The sequence below is a fragment of the Litoreibacter sp. GN1-5 genome (assembly GCF_055693805.1).
Genome location: NZ_JBVFUP010000001.1, coordinates 1618400 through 1640830 on the forward strand (window position 1 = coordinate 1618400; position 22431 = coordinate 1640830).

Sequence of the window (22431 nt, forward strand, 5' to 3'; positions counted from 1 at the left end):
ATGAAACACGTAAACCTGATCCTCGTCCATGGGGCAATTTATTTGGGCTTCGCGCTATTGTTTGGCTGGGCAGATTGGACGTCTGCAATTTGCCTTGCGGTACTTTTGATCTGGATCAGCGTGGTTGATATCTTGATATTTGAAATTCCCGATGCGGCGTCTGTTCTGCTTGTGATTTCAGGGGCGGTCTTTGGGCTGCAAGACGGTCAGGGGCTTGGATTTATCGTTATAGCTGCGATTATTTGGGGCGGTCTGTTTTGGTCTATTGCGGCAATATCGCGACTGATAATGGGGCGGGACGCACTGGGACTAGGTGATGCCAAACTCATGGCGGGTGTTGGTGCATGGCTGGGCTTTCTGGCACCGCTTTACGTTGTGCTGGCAGCGTCGCTGGCTGGCATCGCCACGATGATCACCACCGGCGTCTTGCGCCGTGAAGCAATATCTGGAATTCAAGGTAAGGCGGTTGCTTTTGGGCCGTTTCTTTGCCTGTCTACATGGGTGATTTGGCTAAGCGGGGCACGGATATGAACCGGCACATCAAGAAATGGAAGAAGAACACTGGTGCGACAATTCTTGAAGTGTTGGTGGTTTTGGCGATCATCGTGATGATTGCCGCTGTGGTGGCCCCACGGGTGATTGGGTATCTGGGCAGCGCAAAGACCGATACGGCGGATTTGCAGATCAAGAACCTGGCCAATGCGGTGCAGCTATTTTACGTGGACACTGGTCGTTACCCATCCGATGCCGAAGGTCTAAACGTGCTGATCAACCGGCCCGCCGGTGACGCGGCATGGGCAGGACCGTATATGCCAACGGCCGAGGCGTTGGTAGACCCATGGGGTCGGGATTACCTGTATGAGCCTCCAACCGGGGACGATAATTTTGCAATCCAGTCCTTGGGCCGTGATGGCGCCAGAGGTGGCACGGGCGAGGATCAGGACATCAGCTATTGAAGACGTAACCGGACGGTGAATTCGGGCCAATCAGGCTGTGAGCCAGGATCAGCCGTTATCTTGATCAGCACAGGAAGCGACGTGTCTCTGGACCAGTTTTCAACCCATTGTGCCGTTTCCGCCGCAGCCGGTAGGTATTGAATACGAAGCCCAGTCACGTTTCGAAGCAAAGTGTCATTGCGTGTCAGGAGTATCGCTCCGGTGTCGTCCAGCGTTTCAGTTTGCATGCGTAGCTCTGTCCCGTCCAATTCAACAGTTACACGCAATATGGAGGCATCGGGTGCGAATGCTGTGTTGGCCAAAGTCAGAAATTTCAGCGAGGTTGGCGTGCCGATCAGTCTTGCATTGAACGGCGTCAGACGCGTAGGTGGCAATGCCTGACGCATCCAGTGACGTAGCTGCGTGCGAAGAGCAATTTCCGTGCTGTTTTGTCCAAGGTTCTGTGCCCGCGTCCAGACTTGATTGCTTAACCCAAAAGCGCTGGCAAGGCCGCCCGCAATCAGCGCCAGCAATGCCAGTGACAGCAGAAGCTCTAGTAGGGTCAGACCTGCGTTTCGGGGCCATTTACGGGTCATTCGGAACAAACCCTGCGCTTTGCGCAATAGCGATCTGACGCCCACCCGCTGTCAGAACTTCCACTGTGATCGACAGGGTTTGACCTGCATCGGTCTGGCTGGTCGGGATGATGTTTTCCTGTATTGTCCATTCGCGATATTGCGTTGTTTGACTGCTTGGTTGCAGTCGCGTTTCCACCCCAATTACCGCGATACGGGATTGGGCATAGTCGAACGCCAATGCCCGCGTTCCAGCATCATTTGCGCGAGACAACAATTTGGCCTGACCGGGGATAAGGGCCGTCAGCACAAGGCTGAGGATTGTGAATGCAATCAGCACCTCAAATAGCGAGTATCCGGCGCGGCTGCGTTTCATCGCGTCGTTTCCTGCAATTGTGCAGTCAGCGGATGCAATGACAGGCGCATGCTCGCAAGACAAAGATCAGGTCCGACAGCGGTCCCATCGGGGAAAAAGCGAAAGTTCTGCCCTTCTTCGCAGAACGGTGCATCGGGCGACCAATCTTGTGCAGTGCCGGTCCGTATGGCCACCAAACGCTTGGCAGCGGCTGCCCGTATCAATTGCGCCGACTCCGCTCGTACCTGCAAAGCAGGGGACGGTGCCCGGAAGGATGTTGCGACAACCGTCAGCAGCAAAGACAAGATGGCCAGCGTGACCATCGTCTCAAGCAGGGTCAACCCTGCGCGGGCAGGATGGGGCTCAGAAAGCGATGTCATTGAGGTCCAGAATTGCGGTGATGGTCGACACAATCAACACGCCAATCATCAATCCGATAACCAATGTCAGTGCCGGGGTCAGTAGCCGCAAGGCTTGTTGCAATGTGTTGCGCGTGGTCCCCTCCAGCGTGGCTATGGCAGAGCCAAGGATATCGCCAAGGCGGTCGCTTTCTTCTCCTGCGCGGATCAGGGATTTTGCCATCGGGTCCAGCAGGTCAAAATCCTCCAACCCCTTGGACAGTGATCCCCCCGCCTCGATCCCGTCACGTGTCTGACGGATACGGATTTTCCACCATGGGGCATCGGTCGCATCTTCGGCAGCTTGCAGCGCTTCCGGCAAAGTGGCCCCAGCGCTCAGCATCAACGACAGGCTTTGGCAAAACCGCAGGCTTTCACGTTGGCGTAGGTAAGACCCCGAAACGGGCATTCGGGTCATGAAACGACTGAAATTGGCCGACAGGCGCCTACGAAAAACCATGAAAACGAACACAAGTACACCAAGACCTGCAAGTATAGGCACTGTTTGGGTCGTCAGCACATCGCGCAAAGTCTGCATCGCCCCCAACATGGCAGGCGGCTCAGCCCCTGCACTGGCAAAAACCGGGGCAAGCGTCGGGACCAGATAGAAAACGATCAACCCCAAAACCATAAGAGACATCAGCAGCAAGATAAGCGGATACACAAGCGCAGAGCGCAAATCACGGGTAATCTCGGCCTCTGTTTTTAGCATTGCTGCGATGCGTTTTGAGGCTTCCGGTAAAGTATCAGAGGCTTCGCCCAATCGGAGCATCGTTTGCAGGCGAATGGGAATGGCACCGTTCTGCCGCGCAAGTGCTGCGGATAGGGATTGACCGTTTTCAACATCCCCGCGCATTTCAGAGATCGCCTGAGACAGTGTTTGATTGCGGGTTTGGTCTTCGCAAAATTGCAACGCACGTGTCAATGGCATGCGCGCGGTCATAAGTGCCGCAAAGGCTGTAAAAAAGCCTTCAAGATCCCTAGATTTGACGGCTTGTTTACCTGAAAGAGAAAACTCGCGCGCCCACCACGGCCCCGACTGACCACCTTCGGTCAATTCCGCTGGCAACAACCCCCGACCGGAAATCGCGTCAAGAGCCTGAACATCATCCCTTGCATCAATCTGGCCAGACACCACGCTGCCATCGGCAGCATAGGCGGTATAGCTAAAACGTGGCATGGCGTTACGAATAACCTTGATTTCTATAATTCGAATGGATCATCGCAGCAACGATAGAGCCAGATCATAGTTGGATTTTGAACCTATACTGCTGACTTGGGAAGATCATTTCTCAGATTTTCCGAGAGTTTTGTAGATATGCTTTCACTCGCGGTACTTTTTCAAAATACAAATTGACAGTTTCTACGGAAATATCGGGTTGCTATGTCGAAGACCATGAAGAGCTGACGTATCTAATCTGTTCCAATAAGCTTGTTGAACGCGAACTAAATTTAATGAGGCTTTACCTTGAAGCGTCAGTAGATCCCGAACGTGCTATATTTTTTGATCAAGCAATATATTTTTGATCAAGCAATATGTAGAGCCTTCGCGCCATATGACGGTGGTATCACATACATTCACAACAAAAGGGTGGTCTAAACGGATGTCTGAAAATTTATCCGCAAAGCTTTCTCAATAAAAACAATATATTATGATGTTTTATGGTACCGCTGAGAGGCACTGCTCAACATTCCACAGCAGAACATACGGAAACTAAACCACTACCGGCTTATGCCGGTATCTGACGTTCGACAACACGGAGGCAACACATTCTTCGCTGGACGGGCCAGACGCCCGATCAAGCATATCTCAAGCCGCTGCGACCAATCCCGGTGGCGGCATAACCGGGCGGAAAATCCACTTACAAACGGCTTGAAATTGTTCAAACGAACCGAGCCACCTCTGTCGAATAACGGCAGAAAATTCCCACACAGCCACCATCGAGCCAAAGTTACTCAACAGCAGTATCAAAAACATCCCACACCGCACAATCACATCACAAGCGCCGAAAGGTCAGGTAATGGGGCGTGCGGCCTTCTCGCAGGGCTTTTTGTTCATAGCGGGTTGAGAGCCAATCTGCCCAAGGTATTCGCCAATCCTCGGGGTTTTTTGCTACCAGATCAAACCCATGGTGCGGGACTTCTTCCAACGTCTGGCGCACGTAGTCGGGAATATCCGTGGCCACTCGAAATTCCGCCTCTGACTTTAGCACTCTTGCCAAGGGCTCCAGATGTTCGGGCGTGACAAAACGGCGGCGGTGGTGGCGCTTTTTGGGCCAGGGATCGGGATAAAGCAAAAACGCCTTGTCGATCGAACTGTCGGGCAGCACGTCGAACAGGTCCCTTACATCGCCTGGATGCACGGCGATATTGCCCGTCCCGGCTTTGCGGATTTTGCCAAGCAGCATGGCGACACCGTTTATGTAAGGCTCACAGCCGATGATCGAGACATTCGGGTTATGTGCCGCCTGATGGACCAGATGTTCCCCACCCCCAAATCCGATCTCAAGCCATAGTGGCCCCGTGCCAAAGCGCGCCTCCAGATCAAGGGGCGTCCGGTCGGGGTTCTGGTCCCAATCCACAGCACCCGGCGACAGGTCGGCCAGATCTTCGCGCAGGAAAGCCTCTTGGCTGTCGCGCAGGTTATGACCTTTCAGCCTGCCATAAAAATTGCGCCACGGCGCACCAGAGGGGTGGTTTTTCTTCATTACATCCGGTCCCGGTTATCGCCGCCCGCATTGGCAAGTTGCTTGCGCTCTGTCAACGCAAACCCATGCTTTATTCGGTCAATACACCCGCTGCGACAAGCTTGGACCGGGTGGGATACCACATACCTGTGCCCCGGCCCTGCAAGGTCTCGATCGCAAAAGCAGGATCAACGCCGCGATCCATCATATACTGCAGCCGTTCGTAAACTTCGGTCTGAGTGTCTTTGTATATCCATGATGACAAATCGAAAGGCGTATCCCACCCCTCGGCCTCGCGCCGCCGTTCGTAATAGGATTTGACACTATTCGGCGACCATGACGTCTGGTGAAACCCCAGCTTTGCCCCACGCGTCAGCGCGCGGTTGCTGCCCGCCAAAAAAATCGTGACGCAAGAGCTGGCACAGATATCCTGCACTTCCGTATTAAGTTCAAAATCAAGAACGATATCTGCGATCTGTCTGGCCGCATATATTTCGCCGCCATAGCTGTTGAGACGCAGAGTTGTGACATCCGGGCTGCCGCGCAACAATTTCAGGATGATGCCGACATCTTCGTCATCGATCTCTGCCTCTTCACGACCTTTGCCATTTTTCTGACTGTTCTCAAGTTCCGTATCGAAGATCAGCTTATTATCTTCGATACGAATTTCCTCTTCCGCCTGCGCGAAAGAGATTCCAATCATCCATGCAAATAAAACAAACCGAAGCCGCAAGATCAGACTGCCTTCTTCAATGCCTCGACCAGATCGGTACGTTCCCAGCTAAAGCCGCCATCTGCCTCGGGCGCGCGGCCGAAATGGCCGTAAGCTGCTGTGCGCTGGTAGATCGGCCGGTTCATGCCCAGATGTTCGCGAATACCACGCGGCGTCAGGTCCATCAGGTCGGCGACCGCTTCCTCGATTTTAGCGTCCGGCACCTCACCCGTACCATGCGTGTCGCAATAGATCGACAGAGGTTTGGCTACGCCAATCGCATAGCTAAGCTGAATGGTGCAGCGGTGGGCAAGACCCGCGGCTACGACATTCTTGGCAAGATAGCGCGATGCATACGCAGCGGAGCGGTCTACTTTGGTTGGGTCTTTGCCGGAAAACGCGCCGCCGCCATGGGGCGCTGCGCCACCATAAGTATCCACGATAATCTTGCGGCCAGTCAGGCCGGCATCACCGTCAGGGCCGCCGATGACAAATTTGCCAGTAGGATTGACCCACCATTCAGTGTCCGCCCCCAGCCACCCATCTGGCAGAACCTCGCGGATATAGGGCTCTACCACGGCGCGCACATCCTCGCTTGTCATCGCCTCATCAAGATGCTGCGTTGACAGCACGACAGAGCTGATACCAACAGGCTTGCCGCCCTCATAGCGCACGGTCAGCTGAGATTTTGCGTCCGGCCCAAGTGTCGGCTCGACCCCGCTTTTGCGCACCTCTGCCAGACGACGCAGGATCGCATGGGAATAATGGATCGGCGCAGGCATCAATTCAGGCGTTTCATTGACCGCATAGCCAAACATGATCCCTTGATCGCCCGCCCCTTCATCCTTATTGTCAGAGGCGTTCACACCTTGGGCGATATGGGCGGATTGTTCATGTAGCACGTTGTTGACACTGACTGTTTTCCAGTGGAATTTATCCTGCTCATACCCGATATCGCGGATGCAATCGCGCGCAATCTGGTCAATGCGGTCCATATACTGTGTCAGTTTGCTCTGATCGCTAAGCCCGACTTCGCCGCCAATAACCACAAGGTTGGTTGTCGCAAAGGTTTCACAGGCAACGCGTGCCTCGGGTTCTTCGGCGAGGAAAGCATCCAGAACAGCGTCTGAGATACGGTCGCAGACTTTATCTGGGTGCCCCTCGGATACGGATTCCGAGGTGAATTGGTAGTTATTGCGTGCCATGAAAAGTGCTCCATTATTCATATGTCCGCTGCGTCAGGAAGCCGTTGCAGCGGTGCTATCGTGCGGGCCTAAACGTTAGGTGCAATAAGGTCAATCTGAAACGCGGGTGCGCGCAATAAACAGCCCTATGGTTAACAAAATCATAAAGCCAAGCATCGGCCAGTCGCCGTAACGGGCGTATACCGTCGGCGGCAAAGGCGCAGGCAATCTTGCGTCAAGATAGCCGGTGACGTTGAGGCCCGTCTTTGCCGTGATCCGCCCAAAAGGATCAATCACTGCCGAAACGCCCGTATTAGCTGCGCGGATCAACGGCAGGCCCTGTTCTAGTGCGCGCATCTGCGCTTGCGCCAGATGTTGATAGGGTCCGGCAATATTGCCAAACCACGCATCATTGGTGATTTGCAGTAAAAGCTCTGGCCGCTCGGCTGTGCGCAAATTGCGCGGGAAAATCAACTCGTAACAGATCAGCGGCAAAGCGGACCCGATCCCCGGAAGCTCAACAACCTGCGGACCTGGGCCTGGCTCAAATCCGGCCCCATCCCGCGCAGCCATACCCTGAATGCCAAGCGTGCTGAGCAGATCGCCAAAAGGGACGTATTCGCCAAACGGAACAAGATGCGCCTTGTCATACTGCGCCGAGATTTCCCCCGCCATCCATGACAATCAATGCGTTTCGGTATCCGCCCTCAACAACCCGGTTGGCTCCAAAGACCAAAGGCACTCCGTCCGCTGCCTCGGCCATGGCGTCCAGTGCGGCGCCTGCGTTGTCCAGTCGGTAGGCCAAAGACGTTTCTGGCCAGACGATCAAATCCGGCCTTACCTCAGCTTCCTGCCGGGTCATCGCCAGCTGACGGCCGAAAAACACCGGCACCATTTCGCTTTTCCATTTCAGATGTTGCGCAGCATTGGGCTGCACCAAACGCACGGTTTTATCTGTAAACGACGCTCTGGTGATATCCATTCTGTAGGCCCCATTGGCCCAGAATACGACCAGCAGAAACACAGAGATCGTGGCGCCCATTTCCTGACGCCGCAACATCGCAATCGGGATACCCGATAGAAGCAGGGTCAGGAATGTCAGCAAATGCGACCCGCCAAGCGTAGCAATCTGGGCAACCGGATGGCCAGCCCAGATATAACCAATCAAGGCCCAGGGAAAGCCAGTGAACAGGACAGTTCGCAGCATCTCGGCCAGCGTCCATGTCGCCATCAGCGCAAAGATACGCCACGCGCCTTTGCCAAGCCACGCGGCAAGCCCAAACGCCAGCCCCCAAAGTAAGGCAAGCCCGCCCGCCAGAAAGAACAGCGCAAACGGGGCCATCCATCCATGCCGCTCGATGTCCACCAGAAAGGGCTCAACTATCCAGAACAGGGTGCCGCAAAAATAGCCCAAGCCCCCCAGCCAGCCAATCCACGCCGCAGTTGCCCGGCTTTGCATGGGGCGCATCAGAATGAACAGGCCAGCGAAGCCAAAGACGGACACCCACCACATGGACACTGGCGCCTGCCCCGAGGCCGCCATCAAGCCAAAGATGATACTGAGAACGGCCTCACTCAGCTTTGGCCAGTAAGTGCGTGAAAAGAGACGGCGGGGAAGGTATTTCAAGGTGTCAGCTGCTTTCGGCTTCTGGCAAACGGACCCGCAGACGCTTGATGCGGCGCGGGTCGGCGTCAACAATCTCAAACTCGGTACCTGACAGGTGCGGCACGACCTCTCCGCGTACTGGCACACGGCCCGTTAGCATAAAGACCAGTCCACCCAGCGTATCCACATCTTCATCCACCTCGTCATTGGCAAGACGAAACCCGATCTCGGACTCAAAATCATCCAGCGGCGTGCGCGCCTGTGCCAGATAACAGCCGGACTCTTCCAGCTTCCAAAGCGAATCTTCGGCCAGATCGTGTTCATCCTCAATCTCACCCAGAACCTGTTCGATCAGATCCTCGATCGTCACAAGCCCGTCAACACCACCATATTCATCGATCACCAGCGCCATATGCCTGCGCTCCGATTGCATCTTTTGTAACAACACACCCACCGGCATGGATGGCGGCGCGTATATGACGGGCCGCACCATTGAGCGAAGCGAGAACCGTCCGCCCTTGCCATTGAATCCATGCTTGAGCGCGAGGTCCTTAAGATGGATCAGGCCAATCGGCTTGTCCAGCGTCCCTTTGAACACTGGCAATCGGGTCAGACCGCTGTCACGAAACACCTCGACCAGTTCGTCCAGTTTGATCGCCACAGGAACAGAGACAATTTCCGCACGCGGGACAGCGACATCCTCAAGGCGTTTGTCGCGCAAATTGCCAAGGCCAATTTTGGATACCAAGACGCCATTTACGTTTGTGTCGTGCTCGGCATCGCTATCAGCTGCCGGCTTCAATATGGCGGACAACCAGCCGAGCACGCCCGGCTTGTCAGTGTCTTGCTGTAAGTCTGGGTCTTGCGCGCTTTGCGCTGCGTCAGACGAGCCGTCGTTATTTTCGCCCATCAATCCTTTTCCAATACGATCGGCTCCGCATTTGGATGCCTTACTCTCTATATGGGTCAGGAACACCTAATGTTGCAAGTATACGCTGCTCCAAACCTTCCATCAGAGCTGCATCTTCTTCGCATATGTGGTCAAAGCCCAACAGATGCAAGCTACCATGAACCAGAAGATGCGTCACATGATCTGTAAATGATTTGCCTTGTGCGGCAGCTTCCTGCGCACAGATGTCATAGGCAATGGCGATATCACCCAGTTCCGCGCCCAGCGGACCATCCGAATCGGGCAGGTGCGGCATCGCCCCCGGCGCATCAGGGCTAAGGTCATCTGACGGCCATGACAGCACATTCGTAGGCACGGACTTGCCACGAAACTCGGCATTCAGTTCGGCAATGCGGGTATCGCCACAGGCAAGAATGCTGACGTCAAACCTGTCCGCATCCAGCCCCAAAGCGGCCAGAACGGCAGGCACAGCAGACTGCGCCAGCCCACCAAGGCCTGCGGCGGTCCAACGGTCATCCTCGACCATGATATCAATACCCGTCATGATGCCAGCCTTGCCGGGAAACACCCGCCCGCGTCAACTCAGTTCAGGTCCGAAAGTTTGCCACACCCGGCTTCCTGTTCAAAGAAATCCGCCAAAGTCTGGCCTGGCAAGGGCGTGTAGCTATCCAAAACCTCTATTGTTTTGACCCTGTCGAGCCGGAACATACGGAAATCCGAGCGCAGTTCGCACCAGCTTACCAAAGTCCAGACCGCGCCCCAGTACCACAGGCCAAGGGGGCGGATCACACGCATCGTTGCCGCCCCGGCCGCATCGCAATAGGCCAGACGCAAGCGCACTTGTTGCTCGGCATGGGCTTCAAGCGCATCAATCCGGGCGCGCATTTCATCATCCATGCCTCGCGGCGCCAAGGCATGGATATGGACCGAGCGCGCCTTCAAGCGTGCATCATCCGGCAAAACAGTCTCGATCTTGTCCAGCGCATTTTCTGCGCCCAACGCCATTGCCGCCCCGCCCCAGGCGCGGAGCAGGCGGGCACCGGCCACAAGTGCCGTGATCTCGTCATGAGTGAACATCAACGGCGGCAGATCGTAGCCGTCGCGCATCATATAGCCCATGCCTGCCTCGCCATCTATTGGCACGCCGGACCCGATCAGATCAGCAATATCGCGGTAGATCGTGCGTTGCGACACCTCCAGCCGGTCGGCCAGATGGGCCGCCGTCAGCAGCCGACCGCTGCGTAGATGTTGTACGATCTGGAACAAGCGGTCGGCACGACGCATGGGTCAAGTGCCTTCGAACAAGCCGATGCTATTGCCATCGGGATCAATAGCATAGCCAAAACGGCCCGCGGGAATGGTCACGATATCGGGTAAGGTCTTGCCACCTGCATGACGTACGCGAGCCTGTGCATCTTCAACCGATCCCGCTACAGCAAGATGTACGGTTGGACCGCCATCGACAGGCTTACCTTCATAAAGGTGCCCAGCGACGCCCGTCACGTGATCGGCCACCGGGAAAAATGCGATCGGTTGCGGGCCCATATCAGTGACAATCGACATCTCAGATTCCAGAACCGCTGAATAGAAGGCCACGGCCTTTTCCAGATTGTTCACCGGTAGCTCGGCCCAGACAACGGCGTTTACGGGAAGTTTGCTCATCTCAGTCTCCATCAGTTTACGATGGAGACGCTATCGCACACCCCTGCTGACAGCATTCTGTCAGTAGTGTTTAGGATAGGCCTGCTGAAGAATGTCATGGTAGTTCTGCTGAGGGAATAACCGGAAAGAACGTCCCGCCTGACCAGATGCCAAACCAGTTTTCACCGTCCACGTCATGATGCGTCCCGATATCGACCAGCCGGTAGAAGCTTTTTCGGTCAATCAGCGCCTCAAGATTACGGCGGACCAGAACATAAGGCGAGGGCTCCCCATGCTTGTCATAAACGACACGGATCGGATTGGCCGGGCCTGCGGCGACACGATCCTCGACGTTTGTCTCAAACGTCAGAACCTGCGACTCACCCGAGTCTGACACATCGAAATCAACGGCCACAAAGGGCGCATCATCCACGATAATGCCTACTTTTTCGACAGGTGTGACCAGAAAGTAATCATCCCCGTCTCGTCGAATAATACTGGAAAACAGCTTCACGAGCCCCATGCGACCAATTGGCGTACCCAGATAAAACCACGTTCCATCGCGCGCAATGCGCATATCCAGATCGCCACAAAAGGCCGGATTCCACTTTTCTACCGGCGGAAGGCCCTTTTTTGCCACTTCCTGCACACTCGCTGCGATGCTTTTTGCCGAAGGCAGGTCAAGCTTTTGTGCATGGGTTTCTTTTGCCATTTCTATATCTCACTATATCTGCCTTATATAGAGCTTAAGATATAACGTATTACGGAGCATTGTCATGGCCGACCCAGAAAACCTGGTGAACGACATAGAAACACTGGGCGCAAAGCTGGCGCTGGCCCGAACCAGCATTGGCAAAAAGATTATTGGCCAGACGGATGTAGTTGATTTGTCCCTGACAGCTCTGCTGTCTGGCGGCCATGCATTGCTGATGGGTTTGCCGGGTCTGGGCAAGACATTGCTGGTCGATACACTGTCCACGGTGATGGGGCTGTCGGCCAATCGCGTGCAATTCACGCCGGACCTGATGCCCGCCGATATCGTCGGGTCCGAGGTTCTGGAAACCGCAGATGATGGCACGCGGTCATTTCGTTATATCGAAGGACCAATCTTCGCACAGCTTCTGATGGCCGATGAGATCAACCGCGCTTCGCCCCGGACGCAATCAGCGCTGTTGCAGGCGATGCAGGAACGCTCGGTCACGGTTGCGGGAACCGATCATGCCCTGCCCGAACCTTTCCATGTTCTGGCAACGCAGAACCCGATCGAGCAGGAAGGCACCTACCCCCTGCCCGAAGCGCAGCTTGACCGCTTTCTGATCCAGATCAACGTCGCGTACCCGGACCGTGAGACAGAGCGCGCTATTCTGATGGCAACAACCGGCAGCCAAGAGGCAGAGGCCACAACCATCTTTACACCGGAAGAACTGAATGCAGCCCAAACCCTTGTGCGCAGAATGCCTGTTGGCGACACGGTCGTGGAACAAATCCTTGATCTGGTCCGCGCCTGCCGCCCCGACGAAGCAGAGGCAACCGATCTTGTGCGCCAGACAGTGGCCTGGGGTCCCGGACCTCGTGCCGCGCAGGCGCTGATGCTGACAGTGCGGGCGCGGGCCTTGCTGAATGGCAACCTTGCGCCATCGCTTGACGATGTTGCTGCAATGGCACAACCGGTGCTGTCGCACCGTATGGCGCTATCCTTTGCTGCACGGGCCGAAGGCCGCGTGCTGACGGATGTAATTGACGAGGTCACGCAGACCATTACCCGCCGCAAAGCCGCTGCATGAGCCAAACAGCCCCTATAAATATAGATCCCGCGACCTCACCCGCCGGGCTGCGACATCGGGCTGAAGCCCATGCGGCAGCGTTCCCTGCGCTTTTGGCACAGGCAGAACATCTGGCAGCCAATGTGGTTCTGGGCGATCACGGACGCCGTCGTGCGGGTATGGGGGATGAGTTCTGGCAATACCGACCAGCCGAACAGGGCGATGGCCTGCGCGATATTGATTGGCGCAGGTCAGGCCGCAGTGATGCGCATTTTGTCCGACAGAAAGAATGGCAAGCTGCACAATCGGTTATGCTCTGGGTAGATGATGCGCTGTCGATGACCTTCAGCGGCGGTAAGGACCGCCCGACCAAAGGCCACCGCGCCCGTGTTCTGGCGCTGGCTCTATGCGTTCTGCTGAACCGTGGCGGGGAACGCTTCGGCCTTGCTAATCGCGGCACGCCGCCCCGCAGGGGCGAAGGTCATTTGACCCGTATCGCCACCCACCTGATGGCCCCGGAAGGCGCTGCGGATTACGGCACCCCTAACGCGCGCATTTTGCCAGCAGGCTCACGCGCTGTTTTCATTTCAGACTTTCTGGGCGACCCGACCCCGGTGGAACACGAGTTGACCAAATCCGCAGACCGGGGCGTTAAAGGCGCATTGCTGCAAATCCTTGACCCGGACGAAGAAGCCTTTCCCTATGACGGACGCACTGTGTTTGAAAGCATGTCCGGTGCAGTCCAGTTTGAGACATTGAAAGCCAGATCCCTGCGCGACGCTTATCTGGAACGTCTTGCAGAACGCAAAGCGCATTTGCAGGATGTCGCCCGCAGAACCGGGTGGCGTTATCACTGTCACCACAGCTCAACACCCGCCGTGTCGGCCCTGATGTGGTTATACACCGCACTGGATCGGGGGGCATAACGGATGTTTTCACTCGGCTCACTTGCCTTTACAGCCCCGTTCGTTCTGAGTGCGCTTGTCATTGTCCCGATTTTGTGGTGGCTGCTACGCGCTGTGCCACCCGCCCCGATCAGGCGGCGTTTTCCCGGCGTGGCTTTGCTGCTTGGTCTGAACGATGAAGAGACACAGACGCATAAAACGCCCTGGTGGCTGCTGGCCATTCGTATGCTGGCTATTGCGGCCTTTATTATCGGGTTTGCGGGTCCGGTTCTGAACCCGAAAGAGGCCCCGTCCAGCGACGGTCCAATGCTGGTTGTCATGGATGGCAGCTGGGCCAGCGCCCGCGATTGGCCTGCGCGAATTGCACGGGTTGATGCGCTTTTGTCCGAGGCTGCCCGTGACGGACGACCTGCGGCGATTGCCTTGCTCACGGATCCGCCTGCTGGCGATCTGACATTTCAGACGGCAACTGCCCTGACACCCGGTTTGCCAAATCTGCAACCCAAAGCCTGGTCGCCGGATGCCGAGAAGATTGCCGACTGGTCAACCCGCCTTGGGGATGGATCGTTCGAGACCGTCTGGTTCTCGGGCGGGCTGGATTATGAGGGCCGTAGCGATCTGATCGACATCCTGACCAGCCGCGGGCCTGTACGCGTGATCGAAAGCCCCCGCCCGGTCTTTGCCCTGAACCCTGCAAAATTTCAGGATGGTATGATCTCGCTACAGGCGCAGCGCAATTTCGCTGATCAGGGGCGCGATATTGCGGTTATCGCCTATGGCCCGGACCCAAGCGGTATCGAGCAGGAACTTGCCCGCAAAACCGTCAGCTTTGATCCCGGTGAGACGCAGGCTGATATCCTAATGGATCTGCCCAAAGAGCTTCGCAACCGTATGCGACGTTTTGAGATTGAGGGCATTCGCTCAGCCGGTTCTGTGACGATGACAGATGACGCGCTTAAGCGCCGGTCGGTCGGGTTGCTGGCTGGCAGCAGCGCGCAAGAAGCAGAGGATCTTTTATCGCCGCTGCACTACCTGCACAGTGCTTTGCAGCCAACGGCTGATCTGATCGATGGCACATTGGAAGATATGCTTCTGGCCAATCCCGATGTGATCATTCTGGCCGATGTTGCGACCCTCGCGCCCAGTGAAACAACAGCCTTGCAGGAATGGGTCAGCGAGGGCGGTATGCTGGTCCGTTTCGCCGGCAATCGCATTGCCTCGACCGATCTGGACACGAAAGACCCGCTTCTGCCTGTGCGCTTGCGCGCTGGTGGACGCAGTATCGGTGGTGCGATGAGCTGGGGTGAACCCAAGAAGCTGCGCGCCTTTACCCGCGACAGCCCGTTCTTTGGGCTGCAAATTCCCGATGATGTGCAGGTCATAAGTCAGGTTGTCGCGCAGCCTGATCCCAATCTGGCCGAACGCACGATTGCATCACTGGCCGACGGCACGCCCCTTGTGACGCGGGACGCGCTTGGCGATGGCCAAATAATCCTGTTCCACGTCACCGCCAATGCGGAATGGTCCACTTTGCCCCTGTCAGGTCTGTTTGTGCAGATGCTGGAACGGTTGGCGATCTCGACACGCCCGACAGAGCTGTCGCAAGAAGATCTTGTTGGCTCGATCTGGGTGATTGAGGACATATTGGACGCGTTTGGACGCGTTCAGGACGCCGACAACCTGCCCGGTGTCGCCGGCGAGACACTCGCCACGCGCAAGATCGGCCCGCAATTGCAACCGGGGCTCTATGCAGGCGATGATCGACGTGTCGCGCTGAACATTCTTGGGGTGGATGACACACTTACAGTTGCGAGTTGGCCCGCAACTGTGACAGTGGAAGGTATGGTAAGTGCGGAAGAGACACCGCTGCAAGGTATGCTGCTATCAGGGGCGTTGCTGCTTTTGATGCTTGATATCCTTGCCTCGCTTTGGATTTCGGGCCGACTTTCCGGCCCGCGCCAGGCCGCGATTGGTACGCTTACTGCGGTGATGATCCTGCCCGCCGCCCTGCCCGCAGATGCGCAAAACGCCAACACCCAGACAGATGACGCTGTTGCGTTAAGCGCAACAAGCGAAGTTGTGCTTGCTTATGTACAAACTGGCGATGCCACGCTGGACCGTATGTCAGAAGAAGGGTTGCGTGGTTTGTCGTTGAACCTGTTTCGACGCACATCGGTGGAACCGGCGGCACCGATCATGGTCAATCTCGAAACGGATGAGCTGGCGTTCTACCCCCTGCTTTACTGGCCAGTTACTGAAAATCAGCCCACGCCATCAGCAAAAGCCTATGCGAGATCTCAACCGCTATCTGCGCACAGGCGGCATGATCGTATTTGACACGCGCGATGCCAATCTGGGGGGCTTCGGTTCATCCACCCCGACGGGGCGTAAGTTACAACAGCTGGCACGCCCGCTGGATGTTCCTGCGTTGGAGCCGGTGCCCAGCGATCACGTACTGACCCGCAGTTTCTATCTTTTGCAGGATTTCCCAGGGCGCCATGCCAGCCGTGACATCTGGGTCGAAGCGGCCCCCGCAGATGCAGTTCAAGTGGACGGTTTGCCGTTCCGCAACCTCAACGATGGTGTGACACCAGTGCTGATTGGCGGAAACGACTGGGCTGCGGCCTGGGCAATTGATGAACAAGGAAACCCGCTTTACCCAGTCGGGCGTGGTTTTGGTGGGGAACGCCAACGTGAAATGGCAATCCGGTTCGGCGTTAATCTGGTGATGCATGTTCTGACCGGAAATTACAAATCTGATCAGGTTCACGTCCCGGCCTTGCTGGACAGATTAGGGAATTGAGATGACTGATGTAATCTTTGCCCCCTTCTGCCATTACCCGTGATCTGGGTCGCTGCGGTGCTATGCGCCTTGATGGTTGGCCTTGCAATCTGGCGCAGATTACGTGGTTGGTGGCTACGGGCGCTGGCAGCTTTGGTATTACTGGCAGCCCTCGCCAACCCCGCGCTGCAAACAGAAGAACGTGATCCCCTGTCCGATATCGTCGTTATGGTGATCGACGAAAGCTCAAGCCAGAAATTGTCTGATCGTGCCTCACAAACGGCACAAGCCGTTGAAAAACTGAGCGAAGACATTGTTGCCGAAGGGATGGAGCTGCGCAAAGTGAACGTGCCCGATGGCATCGGTGATGCCGGGACCGAGCTGATGACCGCCCTGTCCCAAACCCTTGCAGATGAGCCGCAATCGCGCATTGCAGGTATGATCCTTGTCACCGACGGTCAGGTTCACGACATCCAACGCGTCCCTGATCTGGTGGCGCCGCTGCATACACTTCTAACGGGCCGTGAAGGCGATTGGGATCGTCGTTTGATCATCAAAGATGCCCCCGCTTTCGCAATTCTGGATGAAGAAATTCAACTGACCCTTCGGGTGGAAGATCAGGGCGACATTCCCGATGACACCGGCAGTCAGGCAGAGCTGACGATCAGCGTAGACGGCGAAGATCCCCGCAGTTTCACTGTACCTGTGGGCGAAGATCTGGAACTACCCTTTACGCTACCACATGGCGGGCGGAACGTGCTGCAATTCCAAATTGCGACTGGCGAGGATGAACTGACTGATCGCAACAACTCGGCCGTTGTGCAGATAAACGGCGTGCGTGACCGTTTGCGCGTGCTGCTGATCTCGGGCGAACCCCACGCGGGTGAACGGACATGGCGCAATCTTTTGAAATCAGACTCGGCGGTTGATTTGGTGCATTTCACTATCCTGCGCCCGCCGGAAAAGCAGGATGGTGTACCTGTGTCCGAGCTGTCTTTGATTGCTTTCCCCACGCGTGAGCTGTTCTTTGACAAGGTAGGTCAATTTGATCTGATCATCTTTGACCGTTACAAACGACGTGGGATACTTACACCGGTTTACTTTGACAGTATCCGGCAATACGCCGAAGAAGGCGGCGCCGTTCTGATTTCGGCTGGCCCTGATTTTGCAGGTGCCGACAGTATCTTCCGGTCCCCATTGGCCGAGGTCATTCCGGCAGAGCCCACTGCACGTGTGCTGGAGGAAGGGTTTACCCCCTTATCTCGGATATTGGTCAGCGCCATCCCGTCACAGAGGGCCTAGAGACTTTTGCACCCAATAAAGCAAACGAGGACGGAACGCCCGGCTGGGGACGTTGGATGCGTCAGATTGAAGTCACGGCCAATAGCGGTGAAACCTTGATGACCGGCATAGACGAGCGCCCGCTGTTGACGCTTGACCGTGTCGGCGAAGGTCGCGTGGCGCTTCTGGCGTCCGATCATGCGTGGCTCTGGCATCGTGGTTTTGAGGGCGGTGGACCACAGCAGGAACTTCTGCGGCGTCTGGCGCATTGGATGATGAAAGAGCCCGATCTTGAAGAAGAGGCGTTGATTGCCACCGCCGAAGGGCAGAGCATTACCCTGACGCGCCGCACCCTGTCCGAAACAATTGGCGAGGCCGAGATCACAAAGCCGGACGGCACAACTGAAATGCTGACGCTTGAACCGTCCAAACCCGGCCGCTTTACCGCAACATATCAAGCGCCGGAGCAAGGGCTCTACAAAATCAAGGAAGGCGATACAGAAACTGTCATCGGCGTTGGTCCCTCTGCCCCACGTGAATTTGTCGAAACGATCGCCTCCGGTGACAAACTTGCGCCTTTGGTTGATCAAACCCGTGGCGGTGTGCTGAACGTAGAAGATGGTATTCCCGGCCTACGCATGGTCGGGGAAGGCCGCAACGCCGCCGGGCACGGCTGGATCGGCCTGACCCCGCGCGACGCATATCTGACCACCGATGTCACCGTGATCCCACTGGTTTCCCCTTGGTTGTTCGTGCTGCTGGCCGCCCTTCTGTCCGTTGGTGCATGGCTGCGCGAAGGTCGGAACTGAAACACTACCGTCTTGCGCCGTTAGGATTTGGGATGTGCTGTCCGGACCAGCCTAGCCAATGGACAGCAGCGTGCAAAGAGCCAGCATTCTTTGCCTACTCTAATAATTACCTGATCGACACGGATCATGGTTTGATCATCAATGTCGAGGCAACAAGGTTGATCCGGTAGGCTAGGGTTAGGTCAACCAACACGATACTGAACCGAGTGAAGGCCAGGTTTGATCTGCATCCCGAGCGGGTGATTGCGGATATCGTCTATGGATTAAGCCTGCTGCTTGGCTTACTGGTTGACCATAAGATCGCACAGCATAATCGACAAAGCTGGGCATAAAGACAGCGCCTGGCCCCGCACTGACTTCGAATGGAACGCCCAGAACAACCATTACATCTGTCCCGAGGGTGAAGCACTTAAAAAGTTCCGCCGGAACTACTCTGATCCCAATTGAAGACCGATTGGCAAATGGGTGGCCAAGTATCAGACCCTCAACTTACCTGCCAGACGCACCCATCGCCGATGAAATGCTGCCCAAATGCCAATGCGTGCTAGATCACTCTTGCACCACAGAAAACACAAAAATCTGATCAGAAAGGGGCTTGCATCGTGTTCAAGACCCCACCTTCTGCGCCGACAACATATACTTTCTTGAAGAAACAGCTCACTTCCAACATTAACAGCACCCGCGCTATTACATGATTGGGTCAGTTTGTAACGTGAAGGCCGAAGTCAGCTGATGTTCCACACATACGGTCTTTAAGTGCTTGCCGCATATTTATGTTCGGTATATTAATTATTTTAACCAAAAAGGTTATTAGAAGGAAAATGAATAATGAAGCGTAATATCACAGGCTGCCTTGCTGTTACAATGTCACTCCTATTCGCCGGAACTGCGATGGCCGAATGCACGACCGAAGAAGCGACCGGTAAAATTGCCGAACTCTCCACTGAGATGCAAAAGCTTGCGGCCACGGATCCAACGAAAGTTCAGGAAATTGCCACCAAGATGCAGACTGGAACTCTTGAGGCACAAGAGAAGAACGACCCGGAAGCACTGTGCGCATTGTATGATGAGCTTTTGGAAGAAATGAAAAGCTAAGGCGTTCCACAAATTTTTCGTCGCGGTCGAATATTCAGAATTTCCCGCGACAGACGAGACATAGATATGGCCCCTGACAGGGGCCATATTTGTTTTTAGCTACTATATAAGCCTCCTGTTGCCGTTGAGTCACCGTTTCCAAACTCTGTACAATGCTGAACTTCTTTAAGTGAACTTCCTGCGATAGGGTTCAGAAAAGAAACAAATAAATATTGAGCAGGTGGGTAAAATGACGACGAGCTTCAGCGGCACGTATGTTCTGCGATTCAATCAGACAAGACTGGATGACATGTGGTGTGCGGGCGATATTGCGCCCGAACTTGGACAGACATGGGCGTATCACGGCCAGCCAATACGGCTGGATCAAGCTGCGCCAAAAGTTGCAATTACACTACGGGACCGGATTTTCAATCCGGGCAAGATACGCAGGCAGGCCTATGCGCGGGATGACCGCTACAGACTTGGAACCTCCTTTGTGATATCAGATGGGCAAGTGCAGCATACGATGATCGTGCTGGAAACATCTAAGATTGAAGGACAGGTGCTTTGGTGCGCCACTGGCGCCCCGATTGCAGGGCAGGAATACCGCGTCGTTTCGGTGTCCTACAAGCCATTCTATGCGCAGGACGATGCCAGCGATGATATGATCTGCTTCACGGAAGGTACCAGAATTGCGACCCCCGATGGCGCGATTCCGGTCGAGGAGCTTTCGGCGGGTGACAAAGTTCTGACCAAGGATAATGGCCCGCAAGAGATCATCTGGATCGGCCATCGTAGTCTGGCCCACAGCGCATTGCACGCCGCACCGCGGCTGCGTCCGATCCGTATTCGCGCGGACGCGCTGGATCATGACGTGCCGACCGACGATCTGCTGGTTTCGCCCCACCATCGGGTGCTGATTCAGGGGGCCAAAGCGCAGGCGCTGTTCAACCAGCCCGAAGTTCTGGTCGCGGCACGTGATCTGGTCAATGACCACTCGGTTCACGTAGATTACGGGGTCAGCAATCTGACCTATCTGCACATCCTTCTGGAAAACCATCAAATCCTCTGGGCGAACGGTGTGCAAACGGAAAGCTATCACCCGGCCAACACGTCGCTGGAGCTGGTAGAGCCGACGCAGCGTATGGGCCTGCTGGAGATGATGCCGCATATCAGTCAGGACCTACATGCCTATGGCCCCTTCGCCCGGCGCAATCTTGATGCCTCGGAAGCAGCGATTTTGATGCACGGCTAAGTATATGTCCGCCTTGATGGCATGGCTGAAAGGCCATTGGCAGCTACTGGGACTACTTTGCCTTATCTTTACGCTCTGGGGCACCTCGGTTGTGGTGCCTCTGAAGATACTCGTGGTGTATCTGCACGAATTATCTCATGCGGCCGCAACCTTGCTGACGGGCGGCTCGGTCGAGCAAATTAGTGTCTCGCCACGGCAAGGCGGGTTTGTCATAAGCCGTGGTGGCAACCGATTTGCGATCCTGACCGCAGGATATATCGGGTCTTTGTGCATTGGGGTGGCGCTTTTGCTTCTGGCGCTGAAATCAACGGCTGACCGGTGGGTTATGGCGGCCTTGGGTGGACTGACATTGTTGGTGACGCTGCTTTACATGCGCGATGTTTTCACCATTGCTTTTGGACTTGTCACAGGGGTGGCGCTGCTGGCAACCGCACGATATCTGCGCCACGCAGTCAATGATCTGGCCTTGCGCGTCATTGGTCTGACCAGCATGATCTATGTGCCTTATGATATTGTCAGCGATACGATTTTAAGATCCCATCTGCGTTCAGATGCACGGAAGCTGGCCGAAGAGATTGGCGGCGCAACGATCCTGTGGGGTGGCATATGGATGTTGGTAAGCCTTGCGATCATCGTGTGGACGCTGCGCACGCAGCTTGGACAGAACAGCAATATTACATTCCGCACAGTGCGCGCTTGACTCTGATTGTGCGGGTTATATAAGCGCGGCTTCATTGGTGTTGGTGGCCCCTGCAAGGGGATGCCTGTCGCCTGCGCAAAATCGCAGGAAAGGACAACGCCCTTCTGCATACCTAAGAAGGAGATCAGCAAGTGACGAAACGTACTGCTGCCAAATACAAAATTGACCGCCGGATGGGCGAAAACATCTGGGGTCGCCCAAAATCCCCAGTGAACCGTCGTGAATATGGCCCCGGCCAGCATGGCCAGCGCCGCAAGGGTAAACTGTCTGACTTCGGCCTGCAATTGCGCGCAAAGCAGAAGCTGAAAGGCTATTACGGCGATCTGACCGAGAAGCAATTCCGCCGCATCTTTAAAGAGGCCGAGCGTGTCAAAGGTGATACTGGTGAAAACCTGATCGGCCTTCTGGAGCGTCGTCTGGACGCCGCCGTCTACCGCGCGAAATTCGTCCCGACGATCTTTGCCGCCCGTCAGTTTGTGAACCACGGCCACGTCACGGTGAATGGCAAGAAGGTCAACATCCCGTTCTACCGCGTCGCCGAAGGCGACGTGATTGAAGTGCGTGACCGGTCCAAGCAAATGGTGCTGGTTCTGGAGGCCGCAGGCCTACCAGAGCGTGACGTTCCGGATTACATGGAGGTCGACCATTCCAAGATGAAGGCAACCTTCACCCGCACACCGGGGCTAGGTGATGTACCATACCCTGTGATGATGGAACCAAACCTCGTCATCGAATATTACGCGCAGAACTAAGCGTTCCGCACCAAACATTCAGGCCCGCTCTGCACCGCGCAGGGCGGTCTTTTTGTGAGTGAGTGTCGGTGCTGCGCTTGAGTTGCGCCATGCGACCTGAGATCCGA

The 22431-nt window shown here is 55.7% G+C and carries 20 protein-coding genes, 4 pseudogenes and 1 riboswitch; of the genes and pseudogenes, 11 read left to right on the plus strand and 13 right to left on the minus strand.

Annotated elements, in window-relative coordinates:
• A complete protein-coding gene (locus ACZ1HF_RS08315; RefSeq protein WP_472657052.1) occupies nucleotides 1-531 on the plus strand; it encodes a prepilin peptidase in 531 nt (176 codons plus the stop codon).
• Nucleotides 528-956 (plus strand): type II secretion system major pseudopilin GspG, encoded by a 429-nt coding sequence (gspG, locus tag ACZ1HF_RS08320; RefSeq protein ID WP_472657053.1) that lies wholly within the window; start codon nucleotides 528-530, stop codon nucleotides 954-956. Before ACZ1HF_RS08315 ends, gspG begins: the two co-directional genes overlap by 4 nt.
• On the opposite strand, the gene ACZ1HF_RS08325 is transcribed toward gspG, so the two are convergent.
• The 13 genes and pseudogenes from ACZ1HF_RS08325 to ACZ1HF_RS08385 form a co-directional block, all read right to left on the minus strand.
• Complete coding sequence (locus tag ACZ1HF_RS08325; RefSeq protein ID WP_472657054.1) at nucleotides 950-1531, minus strand: prepilin-type N-terminal cleavage/methylation domain-containing protein; 582 nt, start codon at nucleotides 1529-1531, stop codon at nucleotides 950-952. The two genes, gspG and ACZ1HF_RS08325, sit on opposite strands and share 7 nt — an antisense overlap.
• On the minus strand, nucleotides 1521-1886 hold the full coding sequence (locus tag ACZ1HF_RS08330; RefSeq protein WP_472657055.1) for a type IV pilus modification PilV family protein: 366 nt from the start codon (nucleotides 1884-1886) through the stop codon (nucleotides 1521-1523). Before ACZ1HF_RS08330 ends, ACZ1HF_RS08325 begins: the two co-directional genes overlap by 11 nt.
• The gene (locus ACZ1HF_RS08335; protein WP_472657056.1) at nucleotides 1883-2245 is read right to left on the minus strand and encodes a pilus assembly FimT family protein; all 363 of its coding nucleotides are present in this window, start codon (nucleotides 2243-2245) and stop codon (nucleotides 1883-1885) included. Before ACZ1HF_RS08335 ends, ACZ1HF_RS08330 begins: the two co-directional genes overlap by 4 nt.
• Entirely contained in the window at nucleotides 2229-3443 is a 1215-nt protein-coding gene (locus ACZ1HF_RS08340) for a type II secretion system F family protein (protein WP_472657057.1), read from the minus strand. The genes ACZ1HF_RS08335 and ACZ1HF_RS08340 overlap by 17 nt, the downstream gene beginning before the upstream one ends.
• An 817-nt stretch (nucleotides 3444-4260) precedes the next feature.
• A complete protein-coding gene (trmB, locus tag ACZ1HF_RS08345; RefSeq protein ID WP_472657058.1) occupies nucleotides 4261-4971 on the minus strand; it encodes a tRNA (guanine(46)-N(7))-methyltransferase TrmB in 711 nt (236 codons plus the stop codon).
• Between the two features lie 70 nt (nucleotides 4972-5041).
• Nucleotides 5042-5653 carry a COG3904 family protein gene (locus ACZ1HF_RS08350; RefSeq protein ID WP_472657059.1) on the minus strand — a complete coding sequence of 204 codons (612 nt, stop codon included), beginning with the start codon at nucleotides 5651-5653 and terminating at the stop codon, nucleotides 5042-5044.
• Nucleotides 5654-5685: 32 nt separating this feature from the next.
• Nucleotides 5686-6867: a methionine adenosyltransferase gene (gene metK / locus ACZ1HF_RS08355; RefSeq protein WP_472657060.1), complete on the minus strand. Its 1182-nt coding sequence runs from the start codon at nucleotides 6865-6867 to the stop codon at nucleotides 5686-5688.
• Between the two features lie 6 nt (nucleotides 6868-6873).
• Nucleotides 6874-6923, minus strand: a riboswitch (SAM-SAH riboswitch).
• A gap of 161 nt (nucleotides 6924-7084) precedes the next feature.
• Nucleotides 7085-8389: pseudogene (lnt, locus tag ACZ1HF_RS08360) on the minus strand (apolipoprotein N-acyltransferase); the annotation flags it as partial.
• Nucleotides 8390-8477: 88 nt separating this feature from the next.
• Nucleotides 8478-9362: a hemolysin family protein gene (locus ACZ1HF_RS08365; protein ID WP_472657061.1), complete on the minus strand. Its 885-nt coding sequence runs from the start codon at nucleotides 9360-9362 to the stop codon at nucleotides 8478-8480.
• Between the two features lie 40 nt (nucleotides 9363-9402).
• Nucleotides 9403-9906: an rRNA maturation RNase YbeY gene (gene ybeY, locus ACZ1HF_RS08370; RefSeq protein ID WP_472657062.1), complete on the minus strand. Its 504-nt coding sequence runs from the start codon at nucleotides 9904-9906 to the stop codon at nucleotides 9403-9405.
• A 38-nt stretch (nucleotides 9907-9944) separates the two neighbouring features.
• On the minus strand, nucleotides 9945-10646 hold the full coding sequence (locus ACZ1HF_RS08375) for a helix-turn-helix transcriptional regulator (protein WP_472657063.1): 702 nt from the start codon (nucleotides 10644-10646) through the stop codon (nucleotides 9945-9947).
• A 3-nt stretch (nucleotides 10647-10649) separates the two neighbouring features.
• Nucleotides 10650-11024, minus strand: coding sequence for a VOC family protein (locus tag ACZ1HF_RS08380; RefSeq protein WP_472657064.1), 375 nt, complete (start codon nucleotides 11022-11024; stop codon nucleotides 10650-10652).
• Between the two features lie 94 nt (nucleotides 11025-11118).
• Nucleotides 11119-11715, minus strand: a complete 597-nt coding sequence (locus ACZ1HF_RS08385) for a DUF1285 domain-containing protein (protein WP_472657065.1) — start codon at nucleotides 11713-11715, stop codon at nucleotides 11119-11121.
• A 64-nt stretch (nucleotides 11716-11779) separates the two neighbouring features.
• Here ACZ1HF_RS08385 and ACZ1HF_RS08390 point away from each other — a divergent pair, with 64 nt between their 5' ends.
• The 9 genes and pseudogenes from ACZ1HF_RS08390 to rpsD all read left to right on the plus strand — a co-directional run bounded on the left by ACZ1HF_RS08390 (nucleotide 11780) and on the right by rpsD (nucleotide 22324).
• Nucleotides 11780-12787 (plus strand): AAA family ATPase, encoded by a 1008-nt coding sequence (locus ACZ1HF_RS08390; protein WP_472657066.1) that lies wholly within the window; start codon nucleotides 11780-11782, stop codon nucleotides 12785-12787.
• Nucleotides 12784-13692 carry a DUF58 domain-containing protein gene (locus ACZ1HF_RS08395; RefSeq protein WP_472657067.1) on the plus strand — a complete coding sequence of 303 codons (909 nt, stop codon included), beginning with the start codon at nucleotides 12784-12786 and terminating at the stop codon, nucleotides 13690-13692. Before ACZ1HF_RS08390 ends, ACZ1HF_RS08395 begins: the two co-directional genes overlap by 4 nt.
• Nucleotides 13693-13695: 3 nt before the next feature.
• A pseudogene (locus tag ACZ1HF_RS08400) lies at nucleotides 13696-16474 on the plus strand (DUF4159 domain-containing protein).
• Nucleotide 16475: 1 nt separating this feature from the next.
• Nucleotides 16476-18543, plus strand: a pseudogene (locus tag ACZ1HF_RS08405) (hypothetical protein).
• Nucleotides 18544-18587: 44 nt separating this feature from the next.
• A pseudogene (locus ACZ1HF_RS08410) lies at nucleotides 18588-19085 on the plus strand (IS5/IS1182 family transposase); the annotation flags it as partial.
• Nucleotides 19086-19371: 286 nt separating this feature from the next.
• A complete protein-coding gene (locus tag ACZ1HF_RS08415; RefSeq protein ID WP_472657068.1) occupies nucleotides 19372-19638 on the plus strand; it encodes a hypothetical protein in 267 nt (88 codons plus the stop codon).
• A 229-nt stretch (nucleotides 19639-19867) separates the two neighbouring features.
• Nucleotides 19868-20872, plus strand: coding sequence for a Hint domain-containing protein (locus tag ACZ1HF_RS08420; RefSeq protein ID WP_472657069.1), 1005 nt, complete (start codon nucleotides 19868-19870; stop codon nucleotides 20870-20872).
• A 4-nt stretch (nucleotides 20873-20876) separates the two neighbouring features.
• Complete coding sequence (locus ACZ1HF_RS08425) at nucleotides 20877-21572, plus strand: M50 family metallopeptidase (protein ID WP_472657070.1); 696 nt, start codon at nucleotides 20877-20879, stop codon at nucleotides 21570-21572.
• A gap of 131 nt (nucleotides 21573-21703) precedes the next feature.
• Nucleotides 21704-22324, plus strand: coding sequence for a 30S ribosomal protein S4 (gene rpsD, locus ACZ1HF_RS08430; protein WP_472657071.1), 621 nt, complete (start codon nucleotides 21704-21706; stop codon nucleotides 22322-22324).
• Nucleotides 22325-22431 lie beyond the last annotated feature (107 nt).

What these genes read in the sequence shown, in the direction of transcription:
- ACZ1HF_RS08315 (WP_472657052.1), top strand. Translation starts at nt 1, where the DNA reads ATGAAACACGTAAACCTGATCCTCGTCCATGGGGCAATTTATTTGGGC.
- gspG (WP_472657053.1), top strand. Translation starts at nt 528, where the DNA reads ATGAACCGGCACATCAAGAAATGGAAGAAGAACACTGGTGCGACAATT.
- ACZ1HF_RS08325 (WP_472657054.1), bottom strand. Translation starts at nt 1,531, where the DNA reads ATGACCCGTAAATGGCCCCGAAACGCAGGTCTGACCCTACTAGAGCTT.
- ACZ1HF_RS08330 (WP_472657055.1), bottom strand. Translation starts at nt 1,886, where the DNA reads ATGAAACGCAGCCGCGCCGGATACTCGCTATTTGAGGTGCTGATTGCA.
- ACZ1HF_RS08335 (WP_472657056.1), bottom strand. Translation starts at nt 2,245, where the DNA reads ATGACATCGCTTTCTGAGCCCCATCCTGCCCGCGCAGGGTTGACCCTG.
- ACZ1HF_RS08340 (WP_472657057.1), bottom strand. Translation starts at nt 3,443, where the DNA reads ATGCCACGTTTTAGCTATACCGCCTATGCTGCCGATGGCAGCGTGGTG.
- trmB (WP_472657058.1), bottom strand. Translation starts at nt 4,971, where the DNA reads ATGAAGAAAAACCACCCCTCTGGTGCGCCGTGGCGCAATTTTTATGGC.
- ACZ1HF_RS08350 (WP_472657059.1), bottom strand. Translation starts at nt 5,653, where the DNA reads ATGATTGGAATCTCTTTCGCGCAGGCGGAAGAGGAAATTCGTATCGAA.
- metK (WP_472657060.1), bottom strand. Translation starts at nt 6,867, where the DNA reads ATGGCACGCAATAACTACCAATTCACCTCGGAATCCGTATCCGAGGGG.
- ACZ1HF_RS08365 (WP_472657061.1), bottom strand. Translation starts at nt 9,362, where the DNA reads ATGGGCGAAAATAACGACGGCTCGTCTGACGCAGCGCAAAGCGCGCAA.
- ybeY (WP_472657062.1), bottom strand. Translation starts at nt 9,906, where the DNA reads ATGACGGGTATTGATATCATGGTCGAGGATGACCGTTGGACCGCCGCA.
- ACZ1HF_RS08375 (WP_472657063.1), bottom strand. Translation starts at nt 10,646, where the DNA reads ATGCGTCGTGCCGACCGCTTGTTCCAGATCGTACAACATCTACGCAGC.
- ACZ1HF_RS08380 (WP_472657064.1), bottom strand. Translation starts at nt 11,024, where the DNA reads ATGAGCAAACTTCCCGTAAACGCCGTTGTCTGGGCCGAGCTACCGGTG.
- ACZ1HF_RS08385 (WP_472657065.1), bottom strand. Translation starts at nt 11,715, where the DNA reads ATGGCAAAAGAAACCCATGCACAAAAGCTTGACCTGCCTTCGGCAAAA.
- ACZ1HF_RS08390 (WP_472657066.1), top strand. Translation starts at nt 11,780, where the DNA reads ATGGCCGACCCAGAAAACCTGGTGAACGACATAGAAACACTGGGCGCA.
- ACZ1HF_RS08395 (WP_472657067.1), top strand. Translation starts at nt 12,784, where the DNA reads ATGAGCCAAACAGCCCCTATAAATATAGATCCCGCGACCTCACCCGCC.
- ACZ1HF_RS08415 (WP_472657068.1), top strand. Translation starts at nt 19,372, where the DNA reads ATGAAGCGTAATATCACAGGCTGCCTTGCTGTTACAATGTCACTCCTA.
- ACZ1HF_RS08420 (WP_472657069.1), top strand. Translation starts at nt 19,868, where the DNA reads ATGACGACGAGCTTCAGCGGCACGTATGTTCTGCGATTCAATCAGACA.
- ACZ1HF_RS08425 (WP_472657070.1), top strand. Translation starts at nt 20,877, where the DNA reads ATGTCCGCCTTGATGGCATGGCTGAAAGGCCATTGGCAGCTACTGGGA.